This window comes from Rhodococcus sp. NPDC056506 (genome assembly GCF_042794945.1).
GTDB lineage: Bacteria > Actinomycetota > Actinomycetes > Mycobacteriales > Mycobacteriaceae > Rhodococcus_F.
Window position 1 is genome coordinate 79,520 of the sequence record NZ_JBHTSW010000007.1, and the last position, 19,980, is coordinate 99,499.

The following is a 19,980-nucleotide window of genomic DNA, read 5'->3' on the forward strand; positions in this document are numbered from 1 at the left end:
TCCTCTCACTCTTACTTCGCCTCTTCCTCTGAACCGTCTGCAGGCTTGTCGCCCACCCGGTCCGTCACGGCCACCATCGCGGTCCGAAGGACCCGGTCGCCGAGCTTGTAACCCTTGCGCATGACCGTCCCGAGTACGGGGTCGTGGCCTTCGCCTTCATGCTGCACCGCTTCGTGGAGCGCGGGATCGAAATCGTCACCCTCGTTACCGAAGTCGGTCAAACCCAGACCCGTCAGGGTCGTGTTGAGCTTGTCCGCGAGCGCACGCAACGGACCTGTTTCCAGATCACCGTGTGCCCGAGCGCGATCCAGATCGTCGAGAATTCCGATGAGCTCGGTGATGACCGAAGCCCGCGCGGTTTCCTTGATGACCTGCTTGTCACGCTCGACGCGACGACGGTAGTTGGTGAACTCCGCCTGCAAGCGCTGCAGATCCGCAGTCCGTTCGGCGAGCTGATCGGTGGCGGATGCTTCCTCCACGATCGACTCTGCTTCCTGAACTACCCCTGTGTCTTCCGAGTCGAGCGGCGGCAGGGATTCCCCCGCCGCCTCTCCCTGTGCACCGGTCTCGGGGTCGACCGGGTTGTTCTCGGAGTTGTCCGAGGTCACTTCTTGTCCGAGTCGGTGGGCTCGTCGACAACCTCGGCGTCGACGACGTCGTCGTCATTGCCTGCGCCGTCGGTGTTTCCGGCCTCGTTTGCAGCGGAAGCCTCGTAGATGGCCTGGCCCAGAGCCTGCGACTCGGTGCCCAGCTTCTCCACTGCGGTCTTCACTGCAGCGATGTCGGTGCCTGCCAGGGCGTCGTTGACGTCCTTGACCGCTGCCTCGACCTTGGTCAGGATCTCCTCGGAGACCTTGCCCGCGTTCTCACCTTCACGCTGCTCCTTGACGAACTTCTCCGTCTGGTGGACCAGCGACTCGGCCTGGTTGCGGACCTCTGCCTCTTCGCGACGGGCCTTGTCTTCCTCGGCGTGAGCCTCGGCGTCCTTGACCATGCGCTCGATCTCTTCCTTGGACAGACCGGAGCCGTCCTGGATCTTGATCGTGTTTTCCTTGCCGGTGCCCTTGTCCTTCGCCGTCACGTGCACGATGCCGTTGGCGTCGATGTCGAACGTGACCTCGATCTGCGGAACGCCACGCGGGGCGGGCGGCAGATCGGTGAGCTCGAAGGAGCCGAGCAGCTTGTTGTGCGAAGCGATTTCGCGCTCACCCTGGAAGACCTGGATCTGCACCGAAGGCTGATTGTCGTCAGCCGTGGTGAAGGTCTCGGAACGCTTCGTGGGGATGGTGGTGTTGCGCTCGATGAGCTTGGTCATCACGCCACCCTTGGTTTCGATACCGAGGGAAAGCGGCGTGACGTCGAGGAGCAGAACGTCCTTGACCTCGCCCTTGAGCACGCCGGCCTGGAGTGCGGCGCCGACGGCGACGACCTCGTCCGGGTTGACACCCTTGTTGGGCTCACGGCCACCGGTCAGTTCACGAACCAGATCGGAGACGGCCGGCATACGGGTGGAGCCACCGACGAGCACGACATGGTCGATGTCCTTGACGGCGATTCCGCTGTCCTTGATCACTGCCTGGAACGGCGCACGGGTGCGATCGAGCAGGTCGGAGGTGATCTTCTGGAACTCGCTGCGGGAGAGCTGCTCGTCCAGGAAGAGCGGGTTCTTGTCCGCGTCGACCGTGATGTACGGGAGGTTGATGGAGGTGCTCTGCGAGCTGGAGAGCTCGATCTTCGCCTTCTCCGCAGCTTCACGCAGACGCTGCAGGGCCATCTTGTCCTTGGTCAGATCGATGCCGTTCTGAGCCTTGAACTTGTCGACCAGCCAAGCGACGACGCGCTCGTCCCAGTCGTCGCCACCGAGGTGGTTGTCACCGGAGGTTGCACGAACCTCGACGACGCCGTCGCCGATTTCGAGCAGGGAGACGTCGAAGGTGCCGCCGCCGAGGTCGAAGACCAGGATGGTCTGCTCGGTGTCGCCCTTGTCCAGTCCGTATGCCAGTGCAGCCGCGGTGGGCTCGTTGACGATACGAAGGACGTTGAGGCCGGCGATCTGGCCGGCTTCCTTGGTTGCCTGACGCTGTGCGTCCTCGAAGTACGCGGGGACGGTGATGACGGCGTCGGTGATGTCTTCGCCGAGGTAAGCCTCCGCGTCACGCTTGAGCTTCATGAGCGTGCGGGCGCTGATTTCCTGCGGCGTGTACTTCTTGCCGTCGATTTCAACGTTCCAGTCAGTGCCGATGTGGCGCTTGACGGAACGGAGGGTGCGGTCGACGTTCGTGACTGCCTGGTTCTTCGCGGGCTGACCGACGAGAACCTCGCCGTTCTTGGCAAATGCGACCACCGAGGGGGTGGTACGTGAGCCTTCGGCGTTGGCGACCACTACGGGCTCGCCGCCCTCCAGCACTGCAACTACCGAGTTGGTCGTACCGAGATCGATACCGACTGCACGAGCCATAGTGTTCCTACCTTTCGTTCTGCGGTTCTCTGCTCGAGTGGTTGATCTCGAACATGACCGCGAGTTTTTCGCTTGGTGAGCGTCCTCCGCTCAAGTTTGCCTCCGACCGTGGCCGGGAGTCAACTTGAAGTTGAGCCGGGGGCGCTCAAGCTTGTCGAAATGGTCAACTACAGCCCACGTAGATTTGTTCCCGCCTTCCCCGAAAAGGCGAAAAAGTGCGCCACATCACTTCCGCATCTCTCCAAATGGCTACGATCGGCCAGTGACCGATCCCGACAATTCCCCCGCTCGACCTGCTCGCCCGTCACCTCCACGCCCGGCACCCGAGCGACCCGACGTCTCGGTTCGGCCACTCCGAGCGCCGGCGAGCGACGAGACGCCCAAAGCCGTGACCTTGTCTGCTTCTGCCTGGATCGGCTCGTTCGTCGTGCTGGCCGGAATCGCCGGAGTGGTAGTCACCAGCCTCGACGACGTCCGATCCGCTCTCGAAGAATCGACTGCGCGCGACAACCCCGGATACTCGTCCACCGACATCTCCGACGCCGTGACCGTCGTACTCGCGGGCAGCGGCGGCGGCGCTCTCGTCCTGGCCCTGCTCGCACTTTTGAGCCTTCAACTCCTCCGCGCACGCAAGAACGCCGGGCGGGTGATGACGGCGATCGTCGGAGCCTCGAGCATCGCGGCCGGGCTCGGCTTCATGTCCCTGGTCGACGGCGCAGCGGATATCGGCGCTGGAGTCCTGACGTGGGGTCCGATTCTCTACTGCGTCCTTGTCGCGGTGGCGGCGATCGCGCCATTTGCTCCCGGTGTCAGCGATTGGCTGCGAGCACGCCGATGAAGATTCACGTACAACTCGACTCCGCACCAGGCGCAGGCGCTGCTCGCAGCCGTGAACTCGCGGAGACCGGCGCCGGCGGCCTGTTCACGTTCGAGGGGCCGCACGACGTGTTCTTCCCACTCGTCGAAGCCGCTTCGGCCGTCGACCTCGACCTGATGACCAACGTCGCCATCGCGTTCCCCCGCAGTCCCATGCATCTGGCGCATTCGGCCAACGACCTGCAGTTGCTCAGTCGCGGCCACTTTCGGCTCGGTCTCGGATCGCAGATCAAACCGCACATCGAAAAACGCTACAGCGCAACGTGGTCACGTCCAGCGGCCCGCATGAAGGAGACGGTCGCCGCGGTCAAGGCGATCTTCACGGCGTGGGAGAACACCTCGACGCTGAACTTCCGCGGCGAGTTCTTCACCCACACTCTGATGCCGCCGACATTCGACCCCGGCCCCAATCCCTATGGACCGCCGCCCATCCTGATGGGGGCACTCGGGCCGGTGATGACCCGTACCGCCGCGGAGGTTGCCGACGGACTATTGGTCATGCCCTTCCACTCGGAGCGACATTTCCTCGAGCGCACACTTCCGGCCGTCGATACTGGCCTTCGCGAATCCGGGCGCACCCGAGACGAATTCACGATCATCCCGCAGGTCATCGTCGGCGTCGGCCGCAGCGACGATCAACTCGCCGCGGCCGCCCGAGGCGTCCGGGCTCTGCTCTCGTTCTACGGATCGACGCCCGCATACCGTCCGGTGCTCGACGTCGAAGGGTGGGGCGAGGTCCAGCCGGAACTCAATACCCTCTCGAAGCGAGGCGGCTACGCCGACATGGCCTCGTTGATCACCGATCCGATGCTGACCACACTCGCCGTCGTCGGCACCCCGGAAGAATGTGCGACCGAGATTCGGCGGCGGTTCGGCGAGCATGCCGACGAAGTGTGCTGCTACTTCCCCGGTTACGACGCAGAGCCGGAAGACGTGGCGTCGATGATCTCGTCTCTCACCTGAACCCGGTCAGGCGCCCTGATCAAGCCCCTGATCAGGCTCCTAAGGTACGGGCCAGCTCGGTCAACGACTCCCGGGCAGCCCGCAGGCTCGCCTCACCCTGCTCGATCAGCGGCGCCATCGCCGGAATACGCTGCGCCAAGGTCAGTTCCGCGGTGATGACGGAGACATCCATGCCCATCGACACCCCCAATACCTGAACGAGCGGCGGGACGGTGTGATCGTCGGCCTCGTTCCCCGAACCCGGCGCATAGGTGTTTCCGCGGCTGGAGACGATCACCACCGGCTTACCTGCCAGAGGCTGAGTACGCGTGTCGAAAGGCACCGTAGTCCCCAGGACGTGTACGTAGTCGATCCACGCCTTCAACGTGGACGGGATCGACCAGTTGTACATCGGCGCACCGATCACGACGACGTCTGCAGCGGTAAGTTGCTCGATGACCCGAGCCTGGAGTGCTTCCGCGGCGGGATCCGGAATCTCGCCCTCGACTCGCAAGCGTGGTGCATAGTGCAGGGCCGCGTCCGCGAGGTGCGGCAAGGGATCCCGGTGCAGGTCCAACGTCACCGTCGTGTGATCCGGACTGTTCTTCGACCACTGCTCGGCGAACAGTGCGGTCAGGTCACGCGAGGTCGAGTTGCGGAGTTCGGCGGACGAATCGATGTGAAGTAGCTGTGGCATCCCTCATCACTACCAGAGCGCGCTCAACTCTTCTCCGCGGCTAGATCGGATTCCGCCGCGTACTGCGCCAGCAGGACTCGTTCGCGCTCGCGACGCGGATAGAAGAACGTCACCACCGCGGCACCGGCACACACGATGATGATCGCCGCGATGTAGGCGTTTGTATCCCCGTCCAGGAAGGCGTTTTTGGCGGCGGTCATGATTTGGTCCGCGTATTGCGGGTAGCGTTCCGCCAGAACTTCAGCGCTGGAGAAGGATTTGGTGAGCGCGGCCTGAGTTTCGGGAGTCACTTCGGATGCGTTCGGCGAGGACGAGATCGCATTTCCCAACGATTTTGCGTACCCGGCCGTGAGTATTCCGCCGAGAATCGACTGCATGATGGCGCCGCCCAGGTCGCGTTGCAGGTCCGAGGTTCCCGACGCCATACCAGCGCGGTGCACGGGAACGGATCCGGTCAGCGAACGCGATGCCGGTGTGCCGGCCAGACCGACGCCGATGCCGACAAGCGCATAGGCCAGCGCGACCTGCCAATACTGTGTGCTTTCGTTCCACAGGAACAGCGCGACGAACAACCCGAGAACCACGAACAGGTAGCCGGCGAGCAGCGTGACGCGGGCGCCGTACCTTTCGATCATGGTCGCCGAGCGCGGCGCAACGATCACCATCGCCAGCGCAGCCGGAATGATCGCCGCACCGGCTGCCAGCGTCGAGTACCCGAGGACGTTCTGCAGGAACTGCTGGCCGATGAACATCGCGCCCATGAGCGAACCGAACACGACCAACCCACCCACCGCCGCGACCCAGAAGGTCGGGCGCGCAGCTACGTGAAGATCGAACAGCGGATTGGCCGCGCGTCGCTGTTGCAGGAAGAACCCGATACCCGCGACAACTGCTATCGCCCCGAGCACCAGAGCCAACGTGCCCGAACCCTTCACCGGCGCAAAGTTGATGGACAACACCAGAGCCCCGATGAAGACGATCGACACTATGCCGCCGAGGTGATCGACTCGCTCGGTCGTCTCGTTGACGTGAGCAGGTACCAACATCAGTGAGCAGATCAGTGCCACGAGAGCTAACGGAAGGGTGACGAAGAAAACCGATCCCCAGTGAAACTGCTCGAGCAACGCGCCCGCGACGATCGGCCCCAGTGCCGAGATCGCGCCGCCGATGGCCGACCACATGGCTATCGCCTTGGTTCGTGCCGGTCCTGCCCACAGCGCTGTGATGATGGCCAGCGTCGTCGGGAATGCCAGACCTGCCGAAACACCTCCGACTATTCGGGCGAGGAAGAGAACTTCGAAGTTTCCGGCGAATCCCGCCACGATCGATGCCGGAATGGACAACGCCATGCCGGTGACCAGCAGCATCTTGCGCCCGTATCGGTCTCCCAAGGCCCCCAGGTAGAGCACCGTTCCGGCCAGGCCAAGCGAGTAGCCGACCGCGATCAGATTCAGTTGCGTCTGACTGGCGTCGAAAGCCCGCCCGATGTCGGGTAGCGCGACGTTCGCGACCGAGAGATTGAGGTTCGCGACCGCAGCCACCAGGATGAGCGTCCCCAGGACGAAGGTGGCTCGATCCGGTGATGCGGACTTGATGTCACTCGCCATGCGCGTGCTCCCATCGAGGTGGGACCCGAACCTGGGAGTTATGTCCGGATCATCCCGAACTCAAGATAGAACCCTCTTCCGGCGCTCGCATAGTGAACGGGTCCCTATTCGGGCACAATTTCAGCCAGGACGCCCTCGGCGCTGCGGGCAGCAACCAGGCAGGCGCGCGAGGTGAATCTGTCGAAGAGCGGATGTCTGGACAGTTCGCGCCATCGCCGGACCGCCGCAGTAGCCCGCGCACGCTGCACCTCCGGCGATTCTTCCGGTTCGCAGCCCAGCCGGTCACTGGCCCGGATTCCGTAGCCACCGATCAGTCTTTGCAGTTGTGCCAGGTCGTCGGGTGGCAGATCCGTGTGTACCGAACGAAGACGCCCGAGCAGGCGAAGTTCGTGAAAACCGTGAACATCGGCGAGCAACCGTTGCGCCTCCGCCGCGATCTGATCGCCTTCCTCGCTCGGATCGGCTTCGAGGATTCTTCCCAGCGTCACCAGCGCTGTATGCGATTTGAGCTGATCTGCCCGTTGACCGAATTGAACGTCGATCACCTGACGCAGTTCGTCCAGGCCGCTGCGCTCCAACAATTCGGCCGCCAGGGACGGCGAATCAGTGGCCCCCAACTTGATCGACGTCACGGCGAGGCGAATTCCGAAGAGCCCGAACCGATCGGCCAATTGCGCCCGCATGGCAGCATCGACCGGCAGCGGACTGTCCTGCCTGGCAAAGCGATCCGCGGAGAGGAGCGCCAGGCTCAGATCTTCGGCCGGAACCTGCGCGAGCGCCGAGAAGGCCGCGAACTCACTCTGTCTCATCGTCCGAGCAGCGAGCGCGAGCAGACCTGCCACCGGAACCACCGACTGGCACAGGCCGGTTCGCTCCAACTCCTCGGCAAATCGTGCCGCGACGTCCTTCGCCGAAGACAACGCGTCGAGCCTGCCTGCGCCGACCTCGTCGGCACGCGAGAGAACACCGATCACTCCGAGCGGCCCGGATTCTCCGCCCACGTGATCCGCGATCTTCCCGAGAAACTGCATGTCACTGGCGTTCAGGGCCCGCAGGAGATAGACCACTGCATCCGCGCCCGGCGCCCCGCCGTCGGGAACAAGCATGTCCCACGTGCGGGCCGAAACCTCGGTCGAGAGCGACGAGGTACCCGGTGTGTCGATGATCGTCGTACGCGCCAAAGCCGAAGACGGCCAGTCGACGTCGATGCGGTCCACCGAGTCTGCGGTGTACTCGCCCAGATCGAAGGTGAGCCTGCCGTCGCGGCGGGTCACCGGCACGTTGAACTCGGCACCGTTCTCGGCCGTCGCGGTCACCTGCGGCGTTGTCCCGTTCCGATACCAGGTGACGACGCGCGTGCACTCGGTCGCGTCGGTCGGCGCTATATCCTGTCCGACAAGCGAATTGAGCAGCGTCGACTTACCCGCCTTGAGGGAGCCGGCGAGCGCCACCCGGAGTGGCTCGTCGAGCCTGGCCGCACATTCTTCCAACTGGGCGCGCGTCTGTGGTTGATCGGCGTAGACCCGTCTGGCGTGGTCGATCAGTGCGTGTGCCGACTCCACAGCAGTCACGGCGGTCGTTGCATTCATGCGTTGGTCACCTTTGCCGAAGCAGGAGCGGGAGTTTCGCCGATCAGCGTTCCGGCAACGGCGTCGAGCTCCGCGACGACGCGCATATCGGTCTCCAGACGCTTGATACGAGCGGCATGTTCGCTCGACTCCAGCTGCGCGGCTTCCTGCGTGGCGCGAAGGGATTCGTTGATCGAGCGCAGCGCCTGTTCGGCGATGTCGGTGAAGTGATCACGCAACAGCCGCTGCACCAGGCGGAGGCGATCCTTCGATTCCTTGCCCACCTGGAAGCTGACGTCGTCGGCAAACCGTCGGATGGCCGCTTTCGCCTCAGCCCGACGCTTGAGTACCTGAGCTTGCTTGTCTTCACGATAAGCCTTGGTACCCAGCAGGACCCCGGCGCCGATGGAGATCGGGTTGACCAGAGCCATGCCCATCATCGTGGTGATCAAGCCGAACATGAGCACGCCGCCGTACGAGCCGCGCATACCGACCAGGACCTTTTGAGTGATGCCGATTCGGCCGGATTCGAGATCCGACAATGCGCCTACCGGTTCCAGGAAACCGTCGGTGTCGGCGACGTCGAGATGCGGTAGTGCGACGTCGCCGGTCTCTGCAAAGTGCTGTGCCACAACTTCTGCCAACCACTGCGCACGGTCGTGAGCCCACACGAAGTTGTCACCGATCGCGGTGGCGATCTCCTGCTCGAGCCACTCCCCCACGACGTCCCAGTCCTTACCGGGATCGCCTTCGTCGACCGTCTCCTCGGCCTGGCGGGTGACCCGGCGCAACCGGTCGCGGAGGTCGTGATCGATGTCGGCGGCGAGGTCTGCGATGCCGTCGCCGAGGCTCTGTTGCCAGAGTGAGGTCTTCTTGTGCAGTTCCTCGGCCGCTGCCCGGGCGCGCTGCAGCCCCGCGACCGCTGCCTGCGCAGTCGACGGGTCCTTCAGCGCCGCAAGCTCACTACCCATCTCCAACGTCAGATGCGCTGCCGCAGAACGCACGTCCATCGCTACCGCGCGTCGGGTGTTCGACTCGGCACGCGCAACGACGTTGTCCCGCAAGAACTGATAGAGGTCCAGGAAGCCGGATTCCGCTTCGAGTTCTTTGTCCCCCAGCCTCAACGCGTGCGAGCGCAGTACCGAGGAGATCGGGATGAGTGGCAGGTCCAACCCGGCGCGCTGGAGGTGTCCGCGGTCGGCGTCGAGGATCTGCCGCCAGTGCGGGTACAGATCGGTCTTGCTGATCAGCCCAGCCACCGCAGGACACAGATTGACGACCTGGCGGATGAATCCAAGCTCGGGTTCGGTGAACTCCTGACTGGAGTCCGACAGAACCAACACGGCATCGGCCGCGGTGATCAAACCCAATGTTCCTGCAGCATGCGGATTTCCATGACCGCCGACGCCAGGGGTGTCGATCAGTACCAAACCGTCGGCCAACAGCGGACTGGGAACACCGACCTCGACGCGCAACACCTCGCGCCCTTCGGCGCGAGGTGTGGCCGGGGTGATCCCCATGAGTTCTTCGAGCGGAAGTGGTACCCGGATGGGCGCCGCGCCCGGATCGGCGAGAATAAGTTCGGCAACCGCGGTCTCCGCGTACTGCACGACCGTCGCCACGGCAGTGGTCTCGTCGTCACCGACCGAGCAGACGTCGATGCCGAGCAGCGAATTGACGAACTGGCTCTTGCCCTGCTTGAGGGGGCCGACCACCACGATGCGAATACGCGGGTCGTTGACTCTGACCTGAGCGTTCTCGAGTCGCCGCACCAGATCCGTGCGCCCGAAATCCTTCGCCACTACGGCTGTTCGTTCGAGCAACGACGCCGTCGACGACGCGACGCGCGCCTTCCGGTTGCTTACCTGACTCGCTGAATCACTCATGAGCTACGTTGACCCGCAATTCTTCCCGACTCGAATATCCGGCCCTGCGAACGCATAGCGCGCGCAGGGCCGGATTTGTTACATCAGGTCATTTTGACCGATTTCAGTTCCTGCGTCAGCAGATCAGGGATGCAGGTGATCGACAACCGCCACCGGATCGATGTGATCGACCGGTGCTGCAACCGAATCCTCGGCGAAGAGCGAGTGTCCGGTATCGGCACTCAGGCCCGAAGCGGAACCCGAACCGAAAGCGTCGGTCGCATCGATCGACGACCACGGGTTCAGCGCACCGGTCAACGAACTCGTCAGGTCGGACACTCCGCTGACCGCTCCACCGAGGGATCCACCCAGGTCAGCGACTCCACCGCCGCCAACGGTACCGCCGCCGTCGACGGTGCCACCGGCAGCCGCGGTTGCGTCTGCACCGATCGAACCGGTCACGTCGGTGACTGCTCCGACAGCCCCGCCGAGCGATCCACCGAGGTCAGTGACACCGTTCAGTGCTCCGCCGAGCGACCCACCCAAGCCGGCCGCCGCGTTCGTGGCTGCATCGAGACCTGCGGTTGCGTCGAGACCTGCTGTTGCGTCCAGAGCGCCGCCCACCGTTGCTCCGAGATCGCCGGTCACAGCGCCGAGGTTCAGTCCGTCCGCCGCGATGCTTCCGAGGTCGACTGAAGGCAGTTCGGCGGAAATCGGGCCGAGGTTCACTGCGCCGAGGTCGACGGAAGGCAGGTCGGCGCCGATCGCACCGGTGCCGATTCCGCCGATGTTCAGTGCCGTGTCCAGCGCTCCACCGAGGGCACCTTCGGCACCGAGAATGCTGTCGAGAGAGCCGCCCAATCCAGCCCCGAGGCCTGCGCCCAGTGCACCGTCGAGTGCACCGGTGAGGTCCGTGCCCACGGAACCGACAGCACCCAGGCCGCCTGCACCTGCGAGAGCGGAGTCGAGAGCCGCCGCCACACCGGCAGCCAAGCCTGCTTCGCCGCCCAGGCCGAGTGCACCACCGACGTCGATTCCGGTAAGTCCGCCTGCGCCCAGTGCTGCGTCGAGCGCGCCGCCGAGGCCGCCCGCGAGCCCGGCATCGACGCCGAGCGCCGAACCGAGGACGCCTTCGAGGGCCGTCGACAGATTCGCGCCTCCGCCCAGAGCCGCCGCGAGGTCGGCGCCGAGTCCGCCTTCGAGGTCGAGTGCTCCCCCGAGCAGTCCGCCGAGTGCGCCGCCCAGGTCGGCTCCGACCGTTCCGCCGGCACCGAGAGCGCCGGAGAGTGCCGCGCTGAGCTGAGCGCCGAGGTCTGCGCCGCCGCCGAGCACTGCGTCGAGGTCTAGTCCGCCGCCGAGGCCAAGCGCTGCGTCGAGCGCGCCGCCGAGTGCAGTTTCCAAGCCGCCACCGACGCCGAGTGCTCCGCCGAGGGCGCCGCTGAGGGCAGCACCGAGATCGAGCCCTCCCGCGATATCCGTGAGAACACTGACGTCGGTGATCGCGCCGAGAACGCCGCCGAGCGATGCACCCAGATCAGCGCCGATCGTGCCGCCGGCTCCCAAAACACCGGAGAGCGCGCCGGACAACGCCGTGCTGAGGTCACCCGTCAGAGCGCCGGCCAGGTCCAGGCCGCCGCCGAGGGCAAGGGCGGATTCCAGTGCGCCGGTCAGGCTTGCACCCAGTTCGCCGCCGATGTCGAGGAGACCACTGAGGTCTGCTGCGCCGCCGAGGAGTCCACCGAGAGCCAGTCCGAGGTCCGCTCCGAGGTCGCCGCCGATGGCGAAGACGGGTGCGAGGGCTCCGCTGAGCCCTGCCGTCAGGTCGAGTCCGCCGACTGCGCCGATTGCTGCGTCGAGCGCTGCTCCCAGTTCCGCGGTCAGGCCGCCGGTCACTCCGAGCGCGCCACCCAGAGCCGCGCTGAGCTGTGCACCGAGATCGAGTGCGCCACCGAGGTCGAGTGCGCCACCAAGGCCGAGGCCGGCTTCGATCACGGCGCCGAAGGCTGCGCCGAGGTCGGCACTGATCTCGCCGCCGATGGCGAGCGCAGCACTGAGGGCTGCTGCGAAGTCGCCGACCAAATCGAACTGGCCGCCGAGAGCGCCTCCAACTCCGAGGCCCGCACCGGCGCCGAGACCCAGGCTGCCACCCAGACCGCCACCGAGGCCACCGGTGAGTCCACCACCGATTCCGAGTCCGCCGCCAATCGCACCGGCAGCGGACGCGCCGGCGTTGACGATCGCGGACAGGTCGGCGCCGCCACCGGCAAAGAGTCCGGACTCGGCGACCAGCGGAGCAACAGCGACGATGTCGGCAGGGCTGACGTCGCACAGACCTGCAGCGTTGAGAGCCGCGGTCGGGTTGGCGCAGTAGTTGGCAGCTGCCTCGTCGTCGCGAAGTAGCCCGAGGATGAATTCGAGTACGGCGTTCGTTGCCATGGCGGGTTCTCCTGAAGTTCGTTGACCGTGATGTTGCCGGTGGGATGTTGCCGGTGGGTTGTTGCCGGTGCTCCGGAAACTGGTGCGCTGCCAGAGGTAGCGAGTGGAACCAACGCTAAGAACTTTTGCGACCGGGGCCAACGGGGAGCACCCCCCTCTTCTGCCGGGGCGGACGGGGAAGTCCCCTACGGACCACGACTGGCCTGGTTAGGGGATTTGCCCCGATTAGGGGATCGGCCCCCTACTTCGTCGGAGCGCCTCCAAACCGGTAACGATCTTGGTCCTGAAACCGACATCGCAGACAACCGCGACAGTCCTTCTGTCGCTCACGACCAGGGGAGTTCGTTCATGGCGGCAGGGCTCGGCATCAGCATCGGTTCGGCCACTCTCGTAGCTGTCAGCGACGGCTCAACCGGTGAAACGCAACAGGTCCGCTTACCCAGTGCACTGCAATTGGACGACGGATCCGTCATCACCGGATTTGTCGAGCGCGTCGGCGATCCGATTCCGATACTTGCCGCCGACGGCACCGAGTACCGCGGCGAGGATCTCGCGGCAACAGCGGTAGACGCGCTCGTCGGCCAGGCGGGCAGCGGCGAAGGGCCGACGGTCGTCCTGGCTCACCCTGTGGGGTGGAACCGCCACACAGCACGCACCATGGAGTCCGCGCTGGATGGCGCCGGGGTTCACGGCGCAACTCTCGTCGCCGAACCCGCGGCCGTCATGGCGTGGCTCGCCGCCTCCGGAACTGTTGTCAACGACGGTCTGACCGTCGTCTACGACCTCGGCGCCCGTTCGCTCGACGTCACGATGATGTCCACGACCGGCGGACGGAGCGAGATCTTCGGCAAGCCGCTGCGCAGCGAGGACATCGGCGGTGACGAATTCGATCACCTCGTCACCGTGCACCTGCTCGATGCGGTGTCGGATCACTTCGCGGCCCTCGATCCCTTTGCTCCCCAGACGATTGAAGCGCTGGAAACTCTGCGCCAGCATGCTCGCGCCGCCAAGGAGGAACTTTCCACCGAGACGGAAACCGTTGCCCTCGTGGCACTTCCCGGCGCCGTCAGCGACGTTCGACTCGTTCGTTCCGAGCTCGAGGATCTGATTCGCCCCGCTCTCACCGAATCGGTGACCTTGGTTCGCGAAAGCCTGCGATCTGCCGGCGTCGAGTCCAGTGACGTCAATCAGGTTGTTCTGGCCGGCGGAAGTTCGTCCATTCCCCTTGTCGCCGAACTATTGTCTGCAGAGCTTCGTGTTCCGGTGATCGCCGACGCCGATCCGGCGTCGTGCGCGGCGTCCGGCGCTGCGACGCTGGCGACAGAAATGACAGCCACCACGGCACTCGCTGTCCCTGTTGTCCCCGCCGAGCCCACCCGCAAGCCCGCACCGGTTCCTGCCTTCTCCACTCCGCTGCTTGCCGAGCCGACCGAGGAAGAGAACACGGCGACTCGACGCTCGTCGAGGGTGGGCGTAGTTGCTGCGGTGGTTGGAGCATTCATAGTGCTCGCCGCAGGCGGGCTCGGAATCGGAACAGCCATGGACAAGATCAACGTCCCGTCCAGTTCAGCGAACACCACGAGCGAGTCCACCTCCTCGACCGCATCGACCACCGCAGGCTCTACTCCCGGCAGCACGACGGCAGCCGAAGCGGCAGGTACCGGATCCACGACTGCGAACAACGGAACTCAGAACAATCAGCCCGGTTCTCCTGCTGCCGCGGGCGGTTCGACGACGGCGCCAGGGGCAGTTCCGGTTGCCGGCGCACCAGCTGGATCTGCGCCCGCACCGGGCGAGACCGCCCAGTCGGCGCCTGCACCTGCCGCACCCGGCGCCCCGGCTCCCGCACCGGCTCCCGCCCCAGCACCAGCGCCCGCGCCCGCACCTGGGGCGGGCGTCGGAACCGGTATCGGTGATGCTGCGACCGGCATCGGCAACGGAGTCGGCGGTTTGGTAAACGGCGTCGGGGACGGTGTCGGCGGAGTGGTCGGAGGTCTCGGTAACGTCGTCGGTGGTGTCGGAAACGTGGTCGGTGGTGTCGTCGGCGGCGTCACCGCGCCGATCCGCTGACCGGCAGGCTTTCGATGAACCGTGACAGCGGCACCGAATCGTCGTACATCGCAGGACTTTTGCGCGGCATCGATCTGACTGCATCGCCACTGCGCCTGTTCGTCACCGGGACCGACGCCAGCGCTCGGCCCCAGGTGTCGAGGGCAGTCCGGAAAAGAATCGAATCGGGTGACAAGCCCGTGGTCACCACGCTCGCACATGACGCCCCGGCCGATGCGATTGTGGTGATCGCGGACGCGCAGGCTCTGACCTCCGATGAAATCCGCGCCCTGAACGAGCTTGTTCAACGCGACGACCTCGGAGTTGTCATCGCCTCCGATCGGATCGATCCTCCACTCGCACCGATCTACGCGAGCATCTCGAGTTTCGGTACCGTCCTTCACCTGAACCCGTTGAACCGATCCGATATTCGGAAGATCGCCGCAGAGCGAAGAATCCCACTTGACGACCGCGCCATGCTGACGCTCGAGCACCTTGCCGGTGGTTCCTTCGGGGCAATCGAAGCGTACTTCGCCGCCGCCGCGGCGGGCCGCCCGGAAATGGCGCCGGCTGTACGCACACACTTTCTCCATCAGGTCACTGCTCTGCATCCGATCGAGCGGGAGATCCTCGAGGTTTCACTGGCCGTCCCGGACGTCGACGCTTTCGAACTCGATCTGGGACAGGAGAAGTTCAGCCTCACAGCCGCATTCGACCGCGCTCTGGCGTCCGGACTGTTCGGTTCACGATCTCCTCTCGTCGCAAGCGTTTTGGCAGAGTCGACCAGTACAGGGCGTATCCGCAGCGAGCTGATCAGAATCGTCGAATCACGCGCGCACGCGCGAACTCTCGACATCGACACAGCAATAAGGCTTTTCGACTCCGGCATCCGCCACCACGATCTCACGGCCGTGCTACGAGACGCAGTCGACGGCAGCATGCCGGCGGTCGCAGCAGATCTCTTTCGTCGTGTGCATTCGATCGAGCCTCTCGACCTGGCCGACACGCTGCTGTACGCCCAGGCCTCGGCTCGAAGTGGTGACCTCGACACCGCGTGCCGCCTGGCAGATTCCGTCATCGCCGAACCCGATCTCGACAACGCGAAACTGGCGACGGCAGTGCGGGTCCGCGCAGCTTCATCCGCTAGCTGTGGTCAACTCGGCGCTGCTGCTGATCTCTACACCTGGCTCGGGCCAGAGCGCACCGGAACCGAATCCCCCTTCGCCGCAATCACCTTCCTCGGCATCGGCAAGGTCGACGACGCGAACGCGGCGCTCACCGGACACACCGGATCACCGTCGAGCACCACGGTCGGCGCTGCCACACTCGCCAACGGACTGATGCAATCGGTAACGGGGGGTGCACCGAGTGCGCTCAACACGATGTCACGCGCACTCTCCCTCCCCGGCGGCGCCGACACCTCGCAATTCCAGCCAGATTCCGCCCCGGCACTGGTCGCTCTGGCACTCCTGCACAACGGTGCCCATGAACGCGCCGCCGCTGTTGTCACCGCCGCGATCGCCGGCGACGACGCAAGCAGCCACACGTGGGCGCGGCTTCACATTCTCGGCGCCTGGATCGCGATGATCCGTGGGAACGACACTGCTGTCGACGACCTACCGGAAGAGGTGGTCCGCGGCCCCCTCCGCGAACGTGACGCACTGTTTCTGCATGCTCTGATGGTGGGTCTCGCTCGGCGCTCCGGCGATCTCGCTCAGTTGCGTCGGGCTTGGTCCGGCGCGGCAGGCGCCCTCTCGTCCTGCAGCGTGGATCTCTTCAATTTGCTTCCCATCGGCGAACTGTGGCTTGCAGCAGTACGACTCGACGAGGCCGAGCAGGTCGAGCATCTTGTCGACGACGCGCGCTCACTCCTCCGCGCACTCGGCGAGCCGCCGCTGTGGTCTTCGCCGCTTCATTGGTACGGCGTCCAGGCATCGATCCTCGCGCAGTCGCCGGCCGACCTCCTTCCACACGCGCATGCACTCGCGGAATCAGCCAAAACCCACACTTACGCAGCCGGCTTGGCGACCGCCGGCCGCCAGTGGCTCCTACTCATGCAGGGCAGCGTCGACGCAGACGAAGTCGAAGCCGCTGCGCGAACGCTCAGCCGAATCGGACTCCCCTGGGACGCGGCCCGCCTCGCCGGCGAAGCAGCGCTGCGCACCCCGGACACCAAATCGGCGACGGCATTGCTCCACGTTGCGCGCTCGCTACGCACAACGTCGACGGCCGAGACGATCGCAACCGATTCGGCCGACAGCGCGACACCACCGTCGGTACTGACCGAGCGCGAACAAGAAGTTGCCGAACTCGTCGTCGTCGGCCTGACGTATCGGGAAATCGGCGAACGTCTCTACATCTCCGCCAAAACCGTCGAGCACCATGTCGCACGCATCAAGCGGCGCATCGGGGCACAGTCCCGTTCGGAATTGCTCACCATCCTTCGAAGCATGACACCGGCGAACAAATAGTTAGCTGAATATTGTCCGGAGGGTTGCGTATATCCGTTTAAGTGATAGCTTTCACAGGAATCAGGACATGCATGCCGAGCAAAGTTCGGTAACTGTGAAACGGGGATCGCTATGAATTGGGGAGTCGGACTCGCCGTCGGCAATAAACGAAGCATTGCTGCGATCGCGAAACCTGACTCGGTGCTGGTGACCCTCGAACGCGAATCGGTGCTGCACCACGCCCCTGACGGCACCGTTCAGCTAGGTGAAACCGCGACTGGTTCCGCCGGGTTGCGGGGGTTCCTCGACTGGGTCGGAACTGACGATATCGACAACTTCTCCGAGCACATGACGCGAGGGGAAGAACTCGTAGCGACGGCTATGTATTGCCTGGTCAAGGAGGTTCGCGCACTCACCGAACACAACTTGGACATCTCTGCCGTGATTCCCGCAGGTTGGTCGAGCGATTCCGTCGACGCACTGCGCGTCGCACTCGACAGCATGGATCTCGACGGCGTCGAACTGATTCCGGAAGAGGACGCCTCCGCGGCTTGGCTCGCAGATCCGGATGCCGACGACAGTGCGGCTCGCGGAGCCGCAGCGTTGGCAGCGCATTTCTCGATCACCACTGCGAGTTCCGAACCCGAGCCAACCGCTCTTTTCGAACCGGAGGAGACCCCCGAGGAGTTTCCGCTGTTCGTCCTGATCGAACCGGAGCCGGAATCCGACGTGGAGGCAACGGTCACGAAAGCAGCGAGTGTCGACAGTTGGCGCAGTCGTCAGTGGCAGTCGGAGCGCCGACCGATCATCGCCGCAGCAGCCGCCGCAGTTTTTCTGACGGTGTCTGGCTGTGCGGCAGCGGTCATCATCGGACACACCCCGACGGTTCCGGCACCCGGGATTCTCGACGCACAATCTCACTTGTCCCCCGGCACCACTCCCGCCACCGCGGCGAGTCCGTCCGGTGCGGTTTCGCAATCAGCGACCTCGCTCCCGCCGGAAGTACCCGCACTCGGCGCGCAGCCGACGACGCAGTGGTGGTCACCCGAAGCGGATCCGACCTCATCCGCATCCCAGCCCACGCCGGAGAGTCCGCGCGCCAGTGCAGAGAAATCGACAACGGCGAACGCCCCCGTGCAGCAGGGATCGCCGATCACCGTGCAGATCGACCCACTTCAGATCGAGAACCTGCCGCCGATCGTCAGACCGCTGGATCCGGTCGATCCGCCTACCCCGGACACTCCCACCGTGACCGACCCCACTGATACACAGACGACGCCGACACAGCCCTCCAACCCGACCGACACAACCGATCCGGCGGTTCCGAATCCCGACATGCCCGCAATGCCGGTGGCCCCGAGACCCGGAATGCCCGGTTAGACAAAAGGATTCAACTGTTCGACAGGAGGCGCACATTCCTCCTCGAAACTTTTCCCCTATGGTGGGTGCGGTACCTACCGGCTCGGTGCCGGGGACTTGAAGGGATTTCATGCGTAACTCGTTGGCGATCCGCACCGCTGTGGTCGGCGCCTCGGCACTACTGCTCGCAGCTCCATTCATCACGACGGCATCGGCAGAGCCCGCCTCCGACACGCATGTCGAACAGCTCGAAGCCGACCAGCTTCCGGCTGAGCTTGTCGAGGCGATCACCCGCGATCTGAAGATCTCCCCGCAGGAGTACCTGGACCGCGCTGCCAAAGCTCAGGAGCTCGGTGCGTACGCCCAGGATTTCAAGTCCGAGCGTCCCGGCGACTACGCCGGCTCGTGGATGGGACTCGACGGTCAACCCGTCGTAGCCGTCACCACTACCGAAGCTGCACGCATCGCCGCCGACGACGGTTACCGCACGCACGTCGCCCCCGTCTCCGCCGACACTCTCGAGAAGACACTGGCCGACGTCAACGGATGGATTGCCGGGCTGCCCAAGGAAATCTCACGCGCAGTCAATTCGGCGACCATCGACGTCCTGAACAACCAGGTTGTCATCGACGTCGCGAACAGCCCCGTCGGGCAGGCACTCAATCTTCCGACCCTGCTCGAGAACACCAAGATCGTTCTCAGCCCGGACGGTGGCGGATCGGTTGATCCCCGGGCACTCGGCGGCGACACCTACATCACGTCGACGGGCCCCATTCGCGAGACGCCGACCGAGAACATCTCGGTCTGCTCGTTCGGGTTCAACGCCGTCGACAATCAGAACAACGCACTCAATATCAGTGCTGGACACTGCAATCCGGCCGAGGGTTCGAAGTCGCCGGTCTACCTGCCGAATCACGCGAACGTCGACGACAGTCAGTTGATCGGCGCCTTCTCACAGTCTTCCGTCGGCAACAACGCCGGCGATCTCGATTACTCGGTCATCAAGTTCGACCAGCCGGGCATCGACGCCGGCCTCGATCGCGCTGCCGTCCGCGGCGCCAACGGCACCACCCTCGCGATCACCGGAACAGCACGTCCCGTGATCGGCGCCCCCATCTGCAAGTCGGGCCAGACGTCGTCCTTCACCTGTGGCGTCGTGGCGGCGGATCGCGTCGAAACACAGCTGGTCATGGCAGACGGTGATTCGCGAACAGTCCGCGGATTTGCCGGTACCGCGTGCACCCTCGCCGGCGACAGTGGCGGCGCCATCGTTTCCGGAACCTTGGCGCTGGGCATCACCAGCGGCTCCAACAGCAGCGGCGCCCCGAGCTGCAACGAAGCGAACCTGGTATTGGCGACCTCGGGCGGAACCTCGAATCTCGGCATTCCGGTCGGAGACATTCTCGACGCGGCAGATCGCGCATCCGGCGGCGGTGTCGGTTCCGGAATCCGCGTTCGCACTGCGGGTTGACCCAGCCCTGAGCTACTCACTGTGCCCGCCGATCCGTTTCTCGATCGGCGGGCACAGTGCTGTTGTCGGTCGGAGTCCCCGCTGCGCGCTTGTGTAACGGGTGGGATTAGTGCGTTCGAACCCATATAGTCATGGTCGACTGTGATCGGCTCACCACAAGTCCGTGAGCCGTATCCGTGTGCTCCCAGGGGGGTGGTACGCG

13 protein-coding genes are annotated in these 19,980 nt (G+C 64.8%); 6 read left to right on the forward strand and 7 right to left on the reverse strand.

Translation table 11 applies throughout. The annotated features are described in order from the left end of the window. Positions 1-11: 11 nt before the first annotated feature. On the reverse strand, positions 12-608 hold the full coding sequence (grpE, locus tag ACFQ6H_RS09225; protein WP_249037189.1) for a nucleotide exchange factor GrpE: 597 nt from the start codon (positions 606-608) through the stop codon (positions 12-14). After that, positions 605-2,458 carry a molecular chaperone DnaK gene (dnaK, locus tag ACFQ6H_RS09230; protein WP_019749384.1) on the reverse strand — a complete coding sequence of 618 codons (1,854 nt, stop codon included), beginning with the start codon at positions 2,456-2,458 and terminating at the stop codon, positions 605-607. Before dnaK ends, grpE begins: the two co-directional genes overlap by 4 nt. Positions 2,459-2,720: 262 nt before the next feature. Between dnaK and ACFQ6H_RS09235 the strand changes: the two genes are divergently transcribed. Then, positions 2,721-3,296, forward strand: a complete 576-nt coding sequence (locus ACFQ6H_RS09235) for a hypothetical protein (RefSeq protein WP_378536021.1) — start codon at positions 2,721-2,723, stop codon at positions 3,294-3,296. Continuing rightward, positions 3,293-4,297: a TIGR03617 family F420-dependent LLM class oxidoreductase gene (locus ACFQ6H_RS09240; protein ID WP_378645628.1), complete on the forward strand. Its 1,005-nt coding sequence runs from the start codon at positions 3,293-3,295 to the stop codon at positions 4,295-4,297. Before ACFQ6H_RS09235 ends, ACFQ6H_RS09240 begins: the two co-directional genes overlap by 4 nt. 31 nt (positions 4,298-4,328) lie before the next feature. Here the strand turns inward: ACFQ6H_RS09240 and ACFQ6H_RS09245 are convergent, their stop codons facing one another. The 5 genes from ACFQ6H_RS09245 to ACFQ6H_RS09265 form a co-directional block, all read right to left on the reverse strand. Further along, the gene (locus ACFQ6H_RS09245; protein ID WP_378645631.1) at positions 4,329-4,973 is read right to left on the reverse strand and encodes an FMN-dependent NADH-azoreductase; all 645 of its coding nucleotides are present in this window, start codon (positions 4,971-4,973) and stop codon (positions 4,329-4,331) included. 23 nt (positions 4,974-4,996) lie between these two features. Continuing rightward, positions 4,997-6,580, reverse strand: coding sequence for an MFS transporter (locus tag ACFQ6H_RS09250; RefSeq protein WP_378645633.1), 1,584 nt, complete (start codon positions 6,578-6,580; stop codon positions 4,997-4,999). 104 nt (positions 6,581-6,684) lie between these two features. Then, the gene (locus ACFQ6H_RS09255; RefSeq protein ID WP_378536013.1) at positions 6,685-8,169 is read right to left on the reverse strand and encodes a dynamin family protein; all 1,485 of its coding nucleotides are present in this window, start codon (positions 8,167-8,169) and stop codon (positions 6,685-6,687) included. Beyond that, a complete protein-coding gene (locus ACFQ6H_RS09260; protein ID WP_378645636.1) occupies positions 8,166-10,034 on the reverse strand; it encodes a dynamin family protein in 1,869 nt (622 codons plus the stop codon). Before ACFQ6H_RS09260 ends, ACFQ6H_RS09255 begins: the two co-directional genes overlap by 4 nt. A gap of 123 nt (positions 10,035-10,157) precedes the next feature. Then, a complete protein-coding gene (locus tag ACFQ6H_RS09265) occupies positions 10,158-12,449 on the reverse strand; it encodes an IniB N-terminal domain-containing protein (RefSeq protein WP_378645639.1) in 2,292 nt (763 codons plus the stop codon). Positions 12,450-12,797: 348 nt separating this feature from the next. Between ACFQ6H_RS09265 and ACFQ6H_RS09270 the strand changes: the two genes are divergently transcribed. The 4 genes from ACFQ6H_RS09270 to ACFQ6H_RS09285 all read left to right on the forward strand — a co-directional run bounded on the left by ACFQ6H_RS09270 (position 12,798) and on the right by ACFQ6H_RS09285 (position 19,778). Continuing rightward, a complete protein-coding gene (locus tag ACFQ6H_RS09270) occupies positions 12,798-14,519 on the forward strand; it encodes an Hsp70 family protein (RefSeq protein WP_378645642.1) in 1,722 nt (573 codons plus the stop codon). Positions 14,520-14,533: 14 nt separating this feature from the next. Beyond that, complete coding sequence (locus ACFQ6H_RS09275) at positions 14,534-16,969, forward strand: LuxR C-terminal-related transcriptional regulator (RefSeq protein ID WP_378645645.1); 2,436 nt, start codon at positions 14,534-14,536, stop codon at positions 16,967-16,969. Positions 16,970-17,080: 111 nt separating this feature from the next. Further along, entirely contained in the window at positions 17,081-18,328 is a 1,248-nt protein-coding gene (locus ACFQ6H_RS09280) for a hypothetical protein (RefSeq protein ID WP_378645648.1), read from the forward strand. 109 nt (positions 18,329-18,437) lie between these two features. Next, positions 18,438-19,778, forward strand: a complete 1,341-nt coding sequence (locus ACFQ6H_RS09285; protein ID WP_378635518.1) for a S1 family peptidase — start codon at positions 18,438-18,440, stop codon at positions 19,776-19,778. The last annotated feature ends 202 nt before the right edge of the window (positions 19,779-19,980 follow it).